Origin of the sequence: Motilimonas pumila, from assembly GCF_003596335.1 — a bacterium.
Taxonomy (GTDB): domain Bacteria; phylum Pseudomonadota; class Gammaproteobacteria; order Enterobacterales; family CBDFNC01; genus Motilimonas; species Motilimonas pumila.
Map to the genome: position 1 here is coordinate 102,616 of NZ_QZCH01000009.1, position 15,663 is coordinate 118,278.

A 15,663-nucleotide genomic window follows, 5' to 3' on the forward strand; every position below is an offset into this window, starting at 1 on the left:
ATTCAGTTGCTAATTTTTTAACTTCTGCTTTTGAATAAAACCAAAGCAGAGTTGTAAATTCTTCTCAGCACCTAGCCCTTTGTTACGTCAGTCTGGTCTGCGTTAGCTAATACAGGTAATAATAAATCACCACAGCGCACTAAATTAAACATCAAAATATGCATTAAGTCATTAACAGAAACGATATTTGATGATTGGGTAACAGACTGGAAACAAGAATAAAAAGTAGAAAGGGTGGTGCGAATAAAATAAATAACAAGTAAACAAGGTGCTTGGCGATACATGGTGAAGGCCGTGTTGCTTTCAGTTTGGGTGATGAAAGCTGGATGCTGTCTCATTTTTTCCACTCTGAAATCCTGTTATTTATTTTCTATATTGAAAATATAGCAGAGCACTCGACGCTAAAAATTGATCTAAATCAGTTTTGGCGGTTTTGTTTTGTAATTTTACTACATTTTTGGTTTCAACAAATAATGATGAAAAAATCGCCTTTGTTTATCAGCAGGCTTCGTAATCTAAGTTGAAGTTACTGATAAAAAAGACGATTAATGTATTTTAAGTGTGCTGCATTGGTTTTTTACAGCGGCTTTTTGCTGGTTTCTGCTATTTTGGCTTGCTGTAATTTTTCGTAAGCTTGCAACAGTTTTTGATGCATTGGCAGGTTTTTGAGCTTGGCACTGATTTTATGTAGACCATGGCTAGGGGCTTGTTGGTCGATCAATTCAAATGCTTGTGCTACCAATGCCGGACCATACATGCGATTGAACACAGGTAAATACTGCTTGCGTTTACGAGTATTATCCATGTTCAGTTGTAAGGCTTGATTCAAGCAGTCAAAAAAGCGCTGTCTTTGCTCTGATAAGGTTGATTGGCCGTAATCCAGAGTCCACTGGATCCATTCCTGGGCTTCTTCGTGTTCGCCTAAGCTTAAAAGAAGTAGGCCTCTGAGCTCTCCGACCCGTAGAGTTTTCCAAGGGCTGTCTGCACTAAAGGCAACGCCAATTAATTCGAAAACACGCTCTTGTTCGCTGTAATCTTGCACGTCAAGGTAATCTAAGACCTGATTGACAACATCTTGGTTAAACCAATCTTTGGATAACTTAAAGATCAACTTTCGCAGTTGATTGCCGCCCGAATTATTGCGCCATACGAGATCTTCTACAGGATAAATCTCAGACAAACCAGGCGCTAAGATCCGGCAAGAATAAACGTTAAGGTGCTGGTAGTCAGCAATGTATACCGGCTGTCCTAAATCATCAAAAGCTTTCATTAAACTGGTAAATTCGTCAGGGCTGCTGCCCGGGCTGTCCCAATGAACAAAATCATAGTCCGGCTTTTTCTTAAATAAATCCCAAGATATCAAGCCTGCGCTGTCGATAAAATGGGTTTCAAGATTATGGTGATCGGCCACTTCTTCATCGTCAAAGCTTGGCGGGTAAAACACGTCAAGGTCTTTTAAGCTGCGACCTTGAAGCAGTTCAGTTACCGTACGCTCAAACGCCACTTCAAATTTCGGGTGGGCCCCAAATGAGGCGAAACATGTGCCATTCGCAGGATTCAGTAACACCACACATATTACCGGGTACTTTCCGCCCAATGAGGCGTCATAGCTGTAGATAGGAAAGCCTTGCGCTTCAAGTTTATCAATAGAAGCTTTTATGCCAGGGTATGCTTTGATGACTTTAGCCGGTATTTCAGGAAGGCTGATGCCATCGGCGATGATCTTGTTTTTTACGCTTCGCTCAAACAGTTCAGACAAAGCTTGTACCCTGGCTTCAGTACGAGTGTTGCCTGCCGACATACCATTACTGACGTACAAGTTCGCCACGATATTCATCGGAATGTACACGGTTTCTTGATTATCTTGACGCGTAAAAGGCAAGCCACAGATGCCACGCTTATCGTTCCCTGAGTTGAAGTCTACCAAATGGCTGGCCATGAGCTCTTGATGAGGGTTGTAATGCTGGTGCAAATACTCATCTAAAATACCTTCTGGTAGGGCATCATCTTGAGTCAATGGGAACCACTTTTCATTGGGGTAGTGAACAAACTCACCTTGAGCCACGCTTTTACCAAGGTAAAAATCAGCCCAAAAATAGTTACAACTCAAACGCTCAAAAAATTCTCCCAGGGCACTGGCCAAGGCGGCTTTTTGGCTGGCACCTTTACCATTGGTAAAACACATTGGACAAGCTTTATCACGAATATGCACGGACCAAACATTGGGTACTGGGTTAAGCCAAGAGGCTTCTTCAATATCAAACCCAAAGCGTCGCAATTTGTTTTGCATGCTCTCAATGGAGTCTTCAAGGGCGGCGTCTTTGCCAGTAATAAATGTGAGTGCGGCGTTTGTTTCTAATCGTGACATCGTATTTCCGTCTGTGGCACTGTAATAGGGGGCTTAAGAATAGCACAGGGGTATAAGTAGGCGCTATTGCATGAATTTTTTCTTTATATTGATTTTGTGTTAATTTAACGACCTGAATTTACTGGAGTACAATATGATCCACAACCTTGTTATGCGTCGCTTGCGCTACGCTTTAAACCTTCGCGAAGACGATATTCAAAAGATGTTTGCCTTGGTTGACCATAAAATCACCCAAAAAGACATTCATGCCTTACTTAAGAAGGAAACCGAAGAAGGTTACGTGGAATGTAATGATCAACAGTTAACCGCATTTCTGGATGGCTTGATCATCAAGCAGCGAGGACCAAGTGATAACAAACCTCAGCCTGCGACTCGTTTAAATAACAACCTGATCTTGAAGAAAATCCGCATTGCATTAGAGTTAAGAGAAGAAGACTTACTGGCATTAATGCAAGCCGTTAGCTTTCCGTTATCCAAATCAGAGTTAAGCGCCTTATTCAGAAAACCTGGCAGTAGAAACTACAAACCTTGTGGTGATCAATTATTGCGCAACATGTTGCTTGCTATCTGTGAAAAATATCGCCCTAGTCAAGACTAAGTGCGCCCCTTGGCAAATATATACGGCTGGTGGTGTGAATAGTGCTGCCAGTCATTAAGTGACGCTTAACCCGTTAAGTTGCATTTAACCTGACCATTTAATACCTTAAGGCATTCCTGCCTTTTGTGTTTTTCTATTCCACTTTTTCGTGCATCCGTTTCATCGTCAATCTGATAAAGGCGAGCGCCAATAATACAAGGGCATTTCAACCCTTCTACACTGTTAATTTTCTAGCTCTCTACTAAAGTTAATGTCTGTTGTTTATGACTTTTTACTTTGATGGCCACTTAAGTGCCGTTCACACACAAGGAAGGTAAATGAAAACCATTGGCTTAATCGGTGGCATGAGTTGGGAAAGTACTTTGGATTATTATCGCAATATTAATCAAGGCATCAAACAAGTATATGGCGGCCTGCACAGCGCAAAAATTGCCATGGTGAGCCTTGATTTTGCGAGCATCGAAAATCTGCAGCAACAAGGAGATTGGCATGAGGCGGGGCGTGTATTACAACAAGCCGCTAAAGAAGTCGAAGCCGCAGGGGCTGATTGCATATTAATTTGCACTAATACTATGCATAAAGTCGCCGAAGACGTCAGCATGGCGGTAAATATTCCCTTGTTACATATTGCCGATGCGACCGCTGAATGTATCGTGCAAGACAAACTCACTTGTGTTGGATTACTTGGCACTTCTTTCACTATGGAACAAGACTTTTACAAACAGCGCTTAATCGAAAACTATGGCCTTAACGTCCTTGTGCCTGAGCAAGCTGATCGAGAATTAGTGCACCAAGTGATTTATCAAGAGCTGTGTTTAGGTGACATCAATCCAGCATCTCAACGCGCTTATATCCGCATTATTTCTGATCTTGCCGCACGCGGCGCCGAAGCGGTTATTCTGGGCTGTACTGAAATTACCTTATTAGTGAAGCAAAGCGATTGCGATGTACCGCTGTTGGACACAACGGCGATACATGCTGCCTGCGCGGTGAAGTTTGCCATTTCATGATGTGGCAAACTTCACGGTTTATGTCATGGGGGCGAACACTTTTCAATTTTGTTGACATAAAGCAGAGACAGACCTAAGTGGCTCAACGTAAATTGACGTTTGAACTCGTAACTCAGCAACGAGTTAATCAATAACTCAGTCTACCTACAATAAGGAATGGGTATGAGCCAGCAGTACAACAGCCATATTTCTCGTCATTACGCAGCATACCGACCGCCGCTGCACCAAATGATTTTAAATAAGCTCATACCGCTAAATAGTCATTTCAAACAAGGTTTAGACGTAGGGTGTGGCACCGGGGTAAGCACTTTGGCTCTGACGCCTTATTGTGAGCGTATTTTGGCTATTGATCCTAGTGCAGACATGATAGCTCAAACGCAAGCAATCAAAGGCGTCGAATATCGGGTGGCGACGGCTCAAGAGTGCTCATTAGAAGAGCATAAGGCGGATGTCGTGACATTTGCAGGCTCATTATTTTACGCACAATCTGAGTCACTTTGCATTGCTTTGAAACGATTATGTCAACCAGATGCCAAGGTGTTGGTGTATGACTTTGAAGTCCATTTAGACGCTTTATTACAACGATTTGATATTCACACACCGCCCAGTGAAGGCGGATATGATCATCAAGTCAATTTTGACAACCACGGGATTTTTGCGCCGTTACAACAAGGCCAAGAAACGCTATCGATTGCTGTTAGCCACCAACAAATTGCCCATGTTTTGTTGGCGTCTGAATCGCGTTATCAATTATTGCGCGACGCTTTTCACCTAAGCGACCCATTTCAAGCTGTGGTTGAGAGGCTAATCACATGTGAAGCGCCGCAAACGCTCACAGCAGATATTTTTTATAGCTGTTATACGTTTTCGCAACGTTAACGCGTTAAGCCGAATTCAATTTTGTGCGATTCACACCATGGCGTTAGATTAATGCTTGGTGATACTGGCTCAACGCCGTATATTGTTGAGCCTTATCGTTTTTTAAGGCCAGTACTGTGCTTCAACCTGAACTTTCAAAGCCTCTCACTGAGTTTTCTTTAGCCCCAAGTTGGTTTGGCAAAATTGCCGCCCGTGTTAAGCCTCAGCAATGCCTTAGCTTTAATGCCAAAGGAGTGGTGGTTTTCAGTGACGACACTTACTCGACCCCGATATACGTCATTAATTGGCAAGACTTGCTCGCTCCGGTTTATTTCCAGCAAGCGTGGTTGGGCTGTCGCTGTTACTTAATGACGAATGAAGGTGAAGTCACGGTAAAGTGGCAAGGTTATAAAAGCCCGCAGCGATTTGAAGCCACCATGTTAAAATTTTGGATTGCATCGCACCAAGCAGGTTTAGCCCAATTGGTTGCTAAAGTAACGCCTTATTATCAAAGGCGATACGTCAGAAACAGCCATTTTTCTAAGCTGAGTTACGCCGTAAATGCCGCTCACCAACGTTGGCTGCCAGTTTATAAACAGCCAAACCTGCCGCAAGATTTAACGACGTTATTGTCGCAGCTGAGCGCGATGGTAGAGTGGCAAGCACAAGGTGTTGACGCGTTACAGCAGAGGTTCAGCGAGCACCAGCTTGCAGTGCATCAGTCCCTTTTTGATAGTGTCGAAAAGCAAGCTTTAACCTTAGCTCAGCGTCAAGCGTGCGTGATGGACGATGATAATAACTTATTGCTCGCTGGGGCAGGCTCTGGAAAAACCAGCGTGATGATTGCGCGCATGGTTTACTTGATCAGAGGCCAGCAAGCCAGTGCCAATCAAATACTCTGTTTGGCTTATGGCAAACAAGCTGCAACAGAAATGCAAGAACGGCTTGCTTTACACGCGGATTGCAAAGCTGTGACGTGTAGGACCTTCCACAGTTTAGCATTGCATATCATCCATACAGCTACTGGCCGCTCCCCTGAAGTCAGTGAATTGGCATTAAGTCATGATGCAAAAATAGGCTGGCTAAGTAATAATTTACAACAAATTCTTACTGCGCAAAGTGGTCAAAAAGCACTCCTACCCTATTTTTGTTTTTGGTTAGATACTCAGTCTGCGCTTACCCTAAATGGCCTAGAAGCCAGTTGTCCTATACAACGTAAAGTGGCTAATTATCTCTTTAGCCAAAGTATTCGTTTCGAATTAAATGCAAGTGGTCCATTCAACGATGGCCAATTGGTCGATATTTTCTTGCCAACCCATAACGCCTATATTGATTGTTGTCATGCAGACAGCGCACGTTTAGCGGTATTGAAAGCGCGTCAATCACAGGCCAAAGAGAAGGATATCAACTATTTGGTGTTGATCTTAGCCGCTGGCGATGAAATGAAAAAGCTCACCAGTTTAATCTCTAAGCTGAAAAAGCAGTTAGCTCAGTGGCAGGCGTTATTACATGAGCCGATATGCGAAGACTTTCTACGCTGGTTATTTCAAAGCGATGCTTTCCACACCTTAACCAAGCAACTCGCTGATGAATTGTCGGCGTACGATCAAGCTTTGCAAGCTGAGCGGCTTGATGACATCAAGCAAAACGTTCACACAGATCCCGTTGCAACCACTCGCTTGAAATGGTTAAAACAGCTTCAGGTTCGCTACCAAAAAACGCTCAAGCAGCAAGGGCAGGTTGATTTTGATTCTATGATCAATCAAGCGACGCAACTGGTCACTAAGGGGAAATTTTCCAGCTTGTGGTCGCATTTACTGGTTGATGAATTTCAAGATATCGCACCATCAAGGGCCAAGCTATTACAAGCTTTGCAGCAAAATCACGGTGATGCGTCCTTATTTGCCGTCGGAGACGACTGGCAAGCTATCTATGGATTCAATGGCGCTGATGTGCGTTTAACAACAGAGTTTGAACGCTATTTTGGTAAAACACGGCAACACTGCCTTGATCAAACATTTCGTCTGAATAATCAAGTGGCCAATGTTGCTACGCGTTTTGTGATGGCTAATCCGCAGCAAATCAACAAACAAATCACCGCGAAACAGCAAATAGAAGGACCACAAGTCTTTGTGCATCAGTTTTCATTGCCAAAAGCGCAGTCACTATCAGACGAAGTTGACAACAAGCAACACGGTCAGTTGAAGGCCATTAAACGGTGCTTAAATCTGGTGAAGAAGCAGCATGGTAAAGCGGCATTAACCATATACTTGCTGGCTCGTTTTAAGCATCAACTGCCAAATACGGTAAACATTGAGACCTTAAAACAAGCGTACCCACAGTGGCAATTTTGTTGTGATACTGTGCATGGCGCTAAAGGTAAAGAAGCGGATGTGAGTATAGTGCTGGCAATGAATCAGGGAAAATTTGGTTTTCCTGCTGCGCAACAAGGCGAACCACTCATGGCGCAATTGTTACCTTTGCCTTCTGGTGCGCAAAGTGAAGAAGAGCGCAGGTTATTTTATGTGGCGCTAACGCGTGCCAAACTGCAGGCGTATTTATTAGCGGATAAACTCTCGCCAAGTGAGTACGTACAAGAGCTCTTATCCGGTGACTATCCTGAAGTGGCGACTTGTTAAGTCACTAGGCTTGCTTCTGTCACCTTGAAGTGACCCCTTAATACATCACTTTACGCCCTTCAACCGCTTTCGCCCAAGCGTCTAGATCGTCCTTACTGGCACTCGTGAGTGGGTTACTTCTGATGGTTAACGCAGCGTAAGATTTATCTTGAGCGGGCAGGGTGACGGACTGTAATTGGTTGTTATTCAGATTTATCAGCGACAGGGTTTCGGTTGTGGGCAGTTTTAACTGAGTCAGTTGGTTATGGCGTGCGGTCAAGGAACTGAGCAGTGCATTATGACTGACATCTAAAAATGCCAACTTGTTATGTGACACTTCAAGGTCTGACAAATACTGGTTACCACGGGTATCCACTTCGCTGAGTTGGTTTTTAGCCAAGTCCACAGATTCCAGTTGCGGGTTATGACTTAAGTCTATTTTGTAGAGATCATTTTTGGTGAAATTTAGCTTAATCAAATCGATGTTTTGACTGATGTCTACGCTTTCAAACAGGTTGTTTTTAAGAGTCAGATTTTTTAGCTTCTTGTTCTGTGAAAGGTCGATGTCGTAAATAACATTATTGGTAAGATCCAATGACTCTAGCTGGGTAAAGTACTTTAACTCAGCCACGCTACCAATGTCTTTTTTGACACAACTTAATTGTTTCACTTGGTCGGTATTGGTTTGATTAGTGCTCAATACGCAACGTTTAAAATTCTCATCTTCAAATTCGATGCGAGCAATATCGATGCCGGCCATCGCGGTTGAACTAAAAATTGAGAGACTGCAAGCGAGCGCAAAGCTATTCGCGCTAAAAAATGTCTTTGTCATTGTTTTATTATTTATAACCATGTCTGTAAGCCGCCAGATTATAAAGTTGGTTAAATAAATAACAAGTTAGCGAATAAATCAGCAGCAAAAATCAGCTAAAGGCATGATTAAAGTATGAAGCGAATATAGCGTTATAAGTGATATTTTTACGTTTAGAGTGATGGCAGTCTGGGGGCTGTCTCACATTTACTCCTCGCCTGCCTCTCGCGAATGCTTCTTCATTGTCGCTGTGCTTACGCATAACAGCTGGTTGAAAAAGAAGCGACCTTCGAAATCATACGGCCGAGGAAAGCCAATTTTTGAGTGGACAAAGCGGAAGGAAAACCGGTTTTCTTCTGCTCGCAACGTAACCTCAACGTCAAGAAAGTCGAAATAACATTGCATCTCGTTAAAACAGGCTTTGTAAATACTCTCTTTGATACAAAATATCAGTGCTGCCGGTAGACCTAACTTGGCTGCTTGGTTTTGTTCTGCTGGCGTCATGATCTGGGCCACTAAAGCCGGTTCAAGGGCGGTGTTAAACTCTATGTCTAACCCGACGCCATAATACGGCTTCGCCTTCGCGCAGATAGCCCCCGCAAAGCCTTGCCATTGTGGCCCACTGTTTCTCTGACAGTGGCTAATACTGACGACCAGTGAGGGGTCGACGACGGGTTGGCGCATGTGGCCGACCACGATGTCACCGTGATTGGCCCCTAAGTGTTTAAGGGCCAGCTTTAATGCATGACGACCGGCGCGAAACTCGGCTTTTCGTTTGGCTACAGCGTTGGCGATGCAAGCTTCTTCAAGACTTGATAATGGCAACAGCCACATTTCTGGTGTCGCCTGGGCGAAAGTTGCATTTGCGGGCAGTAACGTCGGCCAGGGTATGGTCAGTTGTGTCATGAAGTGATGGCTCAAAACTAGGGGACGTGTAAGGTATTGAATATTTTGTTGAATGTAAAGCTTGGCATGGTTTTGTAGAGGAAGGGGTTCACGAACAGACCGGCTGGCCTGTTCGTGTTTAGTCAAACTAATATGGCGTATAGTTAAACTTTTGCCCACCGAGTGCAGCTTCGTACATTAAGCCACCTTTTGCATAAGTAAAAACGGCCATGCCATTCACATAGTGACCTGTTTGGTGTTTTTCATCTGTACCAGCCGTATTACCACCCGTACTTGCTTTGGCACTGGCACCGACGGTAATTGCTACGGCAGATGCTTGGGCACTGAACTCAAAGTTGCCACTGGTGAATTTGTCGTACGCTCGTTTGTCTTGCAGAAATACAATCTGGCTATAGGCTTGTCCACCCGCTTGAAAACCAAATGACAATTGCACCAAATTGGTTTCGCCCATGCGTTTACCAGATTTAAACACCACGCCTTCGCCATAAGCACCGCCAATGCCAAATCCGCCTTTACCCACGGTTGGAAAAACGGCATAGCCATAAGCGTCGCCAAAGAAAGCATTAACGTCGGGTGAACTTCTAAAATCTTGAATGGTGTTACTAACATCGTCGGCAGCCGCTTGAACGGAAAATAAAGTGGCAATGCTGAGAACGAATACAGAGAAAAGTTTTTTCATGTTTAAGCCTATATTGTGAACGCTGGCATAAGGTTACTTTAGATTTTGCCACAATGACAACTAAAAAAGCCGCACAACGCGGCTTTCATTTTCAGGTAAGGCATCTTTAAACAGTAGCTTAAATGCCTAACTCATCTAATAAATCCTGTGAAATATCGACTTTAGGTGCGGCTTCATTTTGGCTTTGTGCCGACTTATTTTGCTCTGAGCTAATAATATCATCGGGATCAATGTCTTCTTGAGGCTCGAAGTCATGAAGCTTGATGAATTCAGTTTTATCCATCGCCAATTCGAGGTAAAAAATGTTGTTCTTTTCTGTCGTGAATGTCACTCGGCGAGCTTGTGGGCGATCTAGGTTAGTATCAATCGACACCATCACTTGCTTATTAATGGTCAACATTTTCGGTTGGTTTTGGGTGATAGAGGTGTGCAGCTGTTTGCCTATGTTGCCGGTAAAGTCGCCCACTATTTGGTTCATTAATTCACCCATGACGTTGCCTACATCATCTGAGGTGTGCAAAGTGGCGAGCTCTTCTTTTGGAAAGCCCATGTTAACCATGTAGTTTTGGTACATTTCCATCGCCGCTTCAGCCGTGAAATTAATGATAACAAGGCCAGAAAAGCCGCCATCAAATAATACGAAACAACCAATATCGGGTTTAAGACAGGTTTTATTGATTTTCTGAACCATGGCCGAGAAGTGAATGTCTTTGGCCGTTGCTGCGTTGAGTACACCTTTCACTGAGTTACACAATACCAACAGGATGTCTTCGGTAGTGACGGTTTTTGTTTTATTCATTGGTTTTTCCATTGTGACGGTAACAGTATTTCTTTATGAGTCTTTTGATATCGGCAGTAAAGCGTAAAGGTTGAATCAAAATACTGTTATTTCTAATAAAAAAGTATAGGGTTTATTAAAGTCTAGACAGAGTAAGTGATTTTGCTAATCAGTAATGAGACTTAAGACCATTTTGCGGTAAGTTTAGCGATTTTTTATATTGCCATTGTGAAACTCATCAAGCAGCGAATGTTTCCCATTTATGGCGCAATTTTGTATTCTGTGGGCAGTGAGAAGGATAACTAAGTCTATGAAATCAAACTTAAGCCAGTGCCAAGTCAACATGTTAGCGAACGTGGTGTCGAAAGATAATACCTTACGATTTTTTGCTGACGGCCAAGCCGTGTTAAACCTAGATGTGCTGACAAAAAAATCTTGGCAAAACGGCCAAGGCGAAACACAAAGCAAAGATGATTACTTTTCCGTGCGCTTGTTAGGGGAGGTGGCGCAGTCTTTGTTGGCTCCTGTTGCTGCAGGTGACTCGGTATATTTGCAAGGCAGCTTAAACAAGGTAATAGATGCAAAGCAAATGACGTTAGTCAAAAAGCCCAATAAACTCTACTGGAACCGGGCTTATCACCAAGGTGAAGTGACCGCCATAAAGACGCTAACCAGCGTCAATAATAGCGCATATCTGCAATTGGCAGTGGGAACTGACAGTGATGCTTTGCAGGTAAACTTAAGAGGAAAAACGGCGTCGATAATGCAAAACCAATTACAACTTGGCCAACATATTATCGTTGAAGGGGCGCTAGCCTCACGCTCTGTTAAAACCAACAATGGCTACGATCGTCAGGTTTGGCTAGACGGCCACACCGCAGTGACCACAAGCTAAGCGAAACTAGGCTTTACCTGGGTACTTTTTGGTTAATCCCTGATACACCAACTCAGCAAAGTCGGCCGCGTCACTGTCGAGTTTATGAATAATGTCCATCAATACTTCGTTGTCTTCATGGCCATGCCATACCTTGATGTAACTGCCCGTTTTGTAACCGTGATCTTGACGGAACAAATTGAGCGTGTTTTTACCGATATACGCTCGATAGAGTTGATCAAAGCTCAGCTCTATTTGCTCCATGCAACCTGCAAATGCTTGCGCATCAAACACTTTATGAGAAATGGCTGTACCTGCGAGTACCTCTAGCGTGGCACAGAAGGAATCAGCTTTTTGGGGCGCTGCCAGTTCATCAGCCAGGGTGCGCGCAATTTGGTCAAACTGTGTTTTGCCATCGATGCGTGAACTCAAGCCAAAATGAAAGATATCAACCAGTTCTAGCATGACTTGCTCGGTATCTGGCACTTGTTTTTTCCACCATTTCCAGCCGAAATGGTCGAGCATTTCGGCACACTCCACCCAAATAGCCCGATACCATTCATAATTTTGCCTGAACCATTGCGGATGAATTTTAAGATTCATGTTGTGCTGCAGCTCGAGCATTTGATGTATTTGGCTTTCAGTGGAACGAGAACTCATTGTTAAAACTACCTCTTTAACACGTTTGAGTGAGTATTTTGCAAAAAATGTTGGTAAGCCCCCTATATAAACAGTAATCTGGATTGCAAGCAATAGTTAGAACAGGGAGTTTTAATGTTTTCATTGTTTCAGCAAAAAAATCTGATAACTGAATCACAACAAGCATGGATAGAAATGTGTTTTGGTTTATTCGTACAACGCTTTGGTTTACGCAGCCCCACTGAACGCCAATTGATTTTACCGACGCCGGAATATTTTCCCCTTCAAGCGGATTCGCCACTGGCACTAGCACAAGCGTGTTTAACTCAAGTGACCCAATACATGGGCGTAGACGTGCAGCCGTTTCAAGTGCGTCCACCTGAAAATTATCAGCCGTTATCACCCACGCCGTTAATCGGGCCAATAGAGATAGGCTCTAATCAGGTTGCGTTGAGCCAAGTTTATTACATTGATTTTCACCCTGGTCAGTTAAAAAACCCCAATGCTTTAGTGGCCGTAATGTGCGTGCAGGTGACGAATGCAATCTTAGCATCTCACGGTTTTGAAATTGAAGGGGGCGAAGATGTGCGCCCTGCGGCTATTGAGGTACTGGCTGGCTTTTTGGGTTTTGGTGTGATGATGAGCAATAGCGCGTTTACGTTTCGTGGTGGTGGTTGCAGCAGTTGCCATAACAGTAAAGTGGGGCGTCAAAGTGCGTTATCTGAAGAAGAAACCTGCTATATCTTAGCGCTATACTGCCATTACCAGAATGTCGACGTAAAGTTGGCATCGCCGCACCTTGAACGCCATTTACGGCCCTTATTAAAACGAGCAGCGAAGCAAGTAGCGGCTTACCCAAGAACGCAAAGTTTAGGCATCACTGCATAAACTCAATATTCAAAAAGGACAATAATGAAAAAGCACTGGTCGATAGCGCTGGCTTCTTTACTCTTAGTGGCATGTTCCGATAATGAAGTGGGGGACGTGTCGTTAGGTTTATTTACCCTAAAAGATATCAAGCTTGATCAAATGGTTGATCCTGTCGTCACTGGCGTGACTTGCCACGTGGCTTCTATCGAAGCGAACTTGAGCTTGTCTGATCCCAGTGACAGTGCTATATCGTGTCGTCAAACGGGAGAAATAACGCCAGCGATGATCGCAGAGATAGACAAGTCTAAATCGGGTGAAGTGGTACTTAAAAAATCAAAAAGTATTTTTTTTAAAAATATGAAAATTCGCCGTATCTACGATGCAAAAAACCAGACCTTGATGTATTTGTCTTATTCCACCAAAGAGACGTCGGGCAGTTTTAAGCACAGCTTGTCGACAGTGCCATTATGGGGCACTAAGGCCTATAAAGCGCAATAAATAAGTGAATTCTTCATTGAAATCTAGCTGGTATTATTTGTAACAGATATTACCAGCGTGTGTGCTTTAGCGGTTATGAATTTAGCATTTCTATTAACTTTGAGCCTGGGCATGTAGTCTGATGCAGTTGGATTACATCTCAAAGCAGCCAAGGATTACAGAAATCAGTGTCGTAAAAATGTCGCAAATTTCACGACCGCGCATCTGCATGGCGACTATCCGTTATGGCAAAAAAAGACAAGCGAGCGAAGACATGCGTAAATTGTCATGCGAGTGCTGTCAACTCTCTACGCGTTGCTATCAAGTGAACGTATCCTTCTATTGTCACGTAACTTAACCTAATATTAAGTGGGGTAGGCAGTAAGGAGTGCGAATTTGCTGAAAGGTTTACTGACTAAAGTACTCGTATTTGGCGTTATTTGCGGCCTATCATCTGCTCACGGCGCACAAGAGCGTACAGCTTCTCTTGCTGGACAGCTGGCGAGCACTGAGCAGCACCTTGGATCTGTCTGGTTGTTTATCATCGCTTGGTTGCTGTGTTTTATCATCTTTTTACTGCGCCGGATTAAATCCCTCAAACATGAAGTTCGTCGCCTGATAGATACGATTAGCAAGCAACAAAAGAAATTAACCAACTTAACCCAAATCAATAGTCATACTCGGCTGTATAAATTCCGTTACGGCGAACAGCGTATCAATGATGAAGTGGCTTATTGCCTGCGGCAAAACGCCAGCGATCAAGGTCCAATAAAAGACGAAGTGATATTATTTTATATCATTTTAGATAAAAGCGAGCAGCTTCGAGAAGGTTACGGTAAGCACCGCTATATGTTGTGCCAACAGCAATTTGCAACTTTATTGCAAGCCAGCTTTCGTCATACAGACATCATAAGCCATTGGCAGGATGAAGAGTTTGTAGTATTGACCCGTGGGTTAAAACGTCAACAAGCTTGTCATTTGGCACAGCGACTTCAACATGGGATTCAAGATTACAGTTTCGATTGCGACAAAGGCCCCAGCTTACATTTAACATGCAGCCAAGCTTACATTCCTTTTCCATTATCTCTACCAGCAGAAGAATTCGACTGGCAGCAGTTGTTGTTATTAGCGAAATCCTTGGCGATAAGCATCAGTTATCAACAAGCGGGCCATTGGTTTGGTTTAACCACAGCCACCTTGCCGACCGGTTTATCACAATATCAGCAGGTATTAACCGCCATTAGCGAAAAACAGCTTGATTACGACACCAGTCTCAGTACCATCGCAACCATTGATATTCTGCTAGATTGAACATTATGCAATTGCACGCTCTACACCGCCTTTATGAACAGCGAATGGCTATTGTGACACGGCCATACAAGGCCCGGGGCGCAAACGTGAAACGCTGTCGCTATTGCATGGTTAACAGTCATTTATGCATCTGTGACCTGAAACCAAAAATAGATACCCAAGCTGCGTTTATGTTGATCATGTACGATGATGAAATTCTTAAACCCAGTAATACTGGCAGGCTGATTGCGGATCTAGCGCCGGATACGACGGGCTATATATGGTCAAGACTTGCGCCAAATGAAGCCATGTTGGCGCAACTGAAGAACCCAAAATATCAACCCTACGTGGTGTTTCCTGGCGAGTATGCGACGCAACAACAAGTGGTCTGCAAACCCAGTATTCAACAAGGTAAAACGCCTTTATTCGTGTTGCTGGATGGCAGTTGGTCGCAAGCAAGGAAGATGTTTAAAAAAAGCCGTTGGCTCCACCAATACCCTGTATTGTCATTCGCGCCCGATACCGTATCGCGCTATAAAATTCGTGAAAGTGCGCTGGATAATCAATTAGCGACAGCCGAGGTAGCAGCCTTGGTCTACGCCAGCTTGGGCGAAGCGAAAAATGCCATGACTATGGATCTGTGGTTTGATGTGTTTAAAGAGCATTACCTAACAGGCAAAATGCAGCGACAATTACCTGAACAAGGTGCCAGATACGCCTTAGCGCAGTGGCAAAATACCAATGCGACCGCGACTTCCTAATATCCTAGCTTGGAAAATTACCCCTGGTAAGCCTTGCGATTTTCAGGCTGGCATTTATTGACTTCGCTTTACCCGTGTCACAAAAAATTCTTTTGTATGTCATTTATGTAAAATCAATGGCTTATC

The 15,663-nt window shown here is 43.7% G+C and carries 16 protein-coding genes; 9 read left to right on the top strand and 7 right to left on the bottom strand.

Annotated elements, in window-relative coordinates; genetic code table 11:
* Positions 1-71: 71 nt before the first annotated feature.
* Positions 72-347, bottom strand: a complete 276-nt coding sequence (locus tag D1Z90_RS08895) for a hypothetical protein (RefSeq protein WP_119910398.1) — start codon at positions 345-347, stop codon at positions 72-74.
* Between the two features lie 230 nt (positions 348-577).
* Positions 578-2,368 carry a 30S ribosomal protein S12 methylthiotransferase accessory factor YcaO gene (ycaO, locus tag D1Z90_RS08900; protein ID WP_119910399.1) on the bottom strand — a complete coding sequence of 597 codons (1,791 nt, stop codon included), beginning with the start codon at positions 2,366-2,368 and terminating at the stop codon, positions 578-580.
* A 133-nt stretch (positions 2,369-2,501) separates the two neighbouring features.
* Here ycaO and D1Z90_RS08905 point away from each other — a divergent pair, with 133 nt between their 5' ends.
* From D1Z90_RS08905 to D1Z90_RS08920, 4 genes are all read left to right on the top strand, one after another.
* Positions 2,502-2,966 carry a YehS family protein gene (locus D1Z90_RS08905; protein WP_119910400.1) on the top strand — a complete coding sequence of 155 codons (465 nt, stop codon included), beginning with the start codon at positions 2,502-2,504 and terminating at the stop codon, positions 2,964-2,966.
* A gap of 317 nt (positions 2,967-3,283) precedes the next feature.
* Positions 3,284-3,976 (top strand): aspartate/glutamate racemase family protein, encoded by a 693-nt coding sequence (locus D1Z90_RS08910; protein ID WP_119910401.1) that lies wholly within the window; start codon positions 3,284-3,286, stop codon positions 3,974-3,976.
* A gap of 162 nt (positions 3,977-4,138) precedes the next feature.
* Positions 4,139-4,855 (top strand): class I SAM-dependent DNA methyltransferase, encoded by a 717-nt coding sequence (locus D1Z90_RS08915; protein WP_158587093.1) that lies wholly within the window; start codon positions 4,139-4,141, stop codon positions 4,853-4,855.
* A gap of 116 nt (positions 4,856-4,971) precedes the next feature.
* A complete protein-coding gene (locus tag D1Z90_RS08920; RefSeq protein WP_119910403.1) occupies positions 4,972-7,473 on the top strand; it encodes a UvrD-helicase domain-containing protein in 2,502 nt (833 codons plus the stop codon).
* A 37-nt stretch (positions 7,474-7,510) separates the two neighbouring features.
* On the opposite strand, the gene D1Z90_RS08925 is transcribed toward D1Z90_RS08920, so the two are convergent.
* The 4 genes from D1Z90_RS08925 to D1Z90_RS08940 all read right to left on the bottom strand — a co-directional run bounded on the left by D1Z90_RS08925 (position 7,511) and on the right by D1Z90_RS08940 (position 10,647).
* The gene (locus D1Z90_RS08925) at positions 7,511-8,284 is read right to left on the bottom strand and encodes a leucine-rich repeat domain-containing protein (protein WP_147378748.1); all 774 of its coding nucleotides are present in this window, start codon (positions 8,282-8,284) and stop codon (positions 7,511-7,513) included.
* 186 nt (positions 8,285-8,470) lie between these two features.
* Positions 8,471-9,169: a 4'-phosphopantetheinyl transferase family protein gene (locus D1Z90_RS08930; RefSeq protein ID WP_119910405.1), complete on the bottom strand. Its 699-nt coding sequence runs from the start codon at positions 9,167-9,169 to the stop codon at positions 8,471-8,473.
* Positions 9,170-9,296: 127 nt separating this feature from the next.
* Positions 9,297-9,848, bottom strand: coding sequence for a lipid-binding SYLF domain-containing protein (locus tag D1Z90_RS08935; protein WP_119910406.1), 552 nt, complete (start codon positions 9,846-9,848; stop codon positions 9,297-9,299).
* 118 nt (positions 9,849-9,966) lie between these two features.
* Positions 9,967-10,647 carry a DUF3334 family protein gene (locus tag D1Z90_RS08940; RefSeq protein ID WP_119910407.1) on the bottom strand — a complete coding sequence of 227 codons (681 nt, stop codon included), beginning with the start codon at positions 10,645-10,647 and terminating at the stop codon, positions 9,967-9,969.
* Positions 10,648-10,936: 289 nt separating this feature from the next.
* Here D1Z90_RS08940 and D1Z90_RS08945 point away from each other — a divergent pair, with 289 nt between their 5' ends.
* Entirely contained in the window at positions 10,937-11,521 is a 585-nt protein-coding gene (locus tag D1Z90_RS08945) for a single-stranded DNA-binding protein (protein WP_158587094.1), read from the top strand.
* Between the two features lie 6 nt (positions 11,522-11,527).
* Here D1Z90_RS08945 and D1Z90_RS08950 read toward each other — a convergent pair whose 3' ends face one another.
* Positions 11,528-12,160 carry a dUTP diphosphatase gene (locus D1Z90_RS08950; RefSeq protein WP_119910409.1) on the bottom strand — a complete coding sequence of 211 codons (633 nt, stop codon included), beginning with the start codon at positions 12,158-12,160 and terminating at the stop codon, positions 11,528-11,530.
* A 114-nt stretch (positions 12,161-12,274) separates the two neighbouring features.
* On the opposite strand from D1Z90_RS08950, the gene D1Z90_RS08955 reads away from it, so the two are divergent.
* The 4 genes from D1Z90_RS08955 (at position 12,275) to D1Z90_RS08970 (ending at position 15,537) form a co-directional block, all read left to right on the top strand.
* Positions 12,275-13,027 (top strand): hypothetical protein, encoded by a 753-nt coding sequence (locus tag D1Z90_RS08955; RefSeq protein WP_119910410.1) that lies wholly within the window; start codon positions 12,275-12,277, stop codon positions 13,025-13,027.
* A 24-nt stretch (positions 13,028-13,051) separates the two neighbouring features.
* Complete coding sequence (locus tag D1Z90_RS08960) at positions 13,052-13,507, top strand: CreA family protein (RefSeq protein WP_119910411.1); 456 nt, start codon at positions 13,052-13,054, stop codon at positions 13,505-13,507.
* Positions 13,508-13,882: 375 nt separating this feature from the next.
* Positions 13,883-14,797, top strand: coding sequence for a GGDEF domain-containing protein (locus D1Z90_RS08965; RefSeq protein WP_119910412.1), 915 nt, complete (start codon positions 13,883-13,885; stop codon positions 14,795-14,797).
* A gap of 44 nt (positions 14,798-14,841) precedes the next feature.
* The gene (locus D1Z90_RS08970) at positions 14,842-15,537 is read left to right on the top strand and encodes a tRNA-uridine aminocarboxypropyltransferase (RefSeq protein ID WP_232525228.1); all 696 of its coding nucleotides are present in this window, start codon (positions 14,842-14,844) and stop codon (positions 15,535-15,537) included.
* The last annotated feature ends 126 nt before the right edge of the window (positions 15,538-15,663 follow it).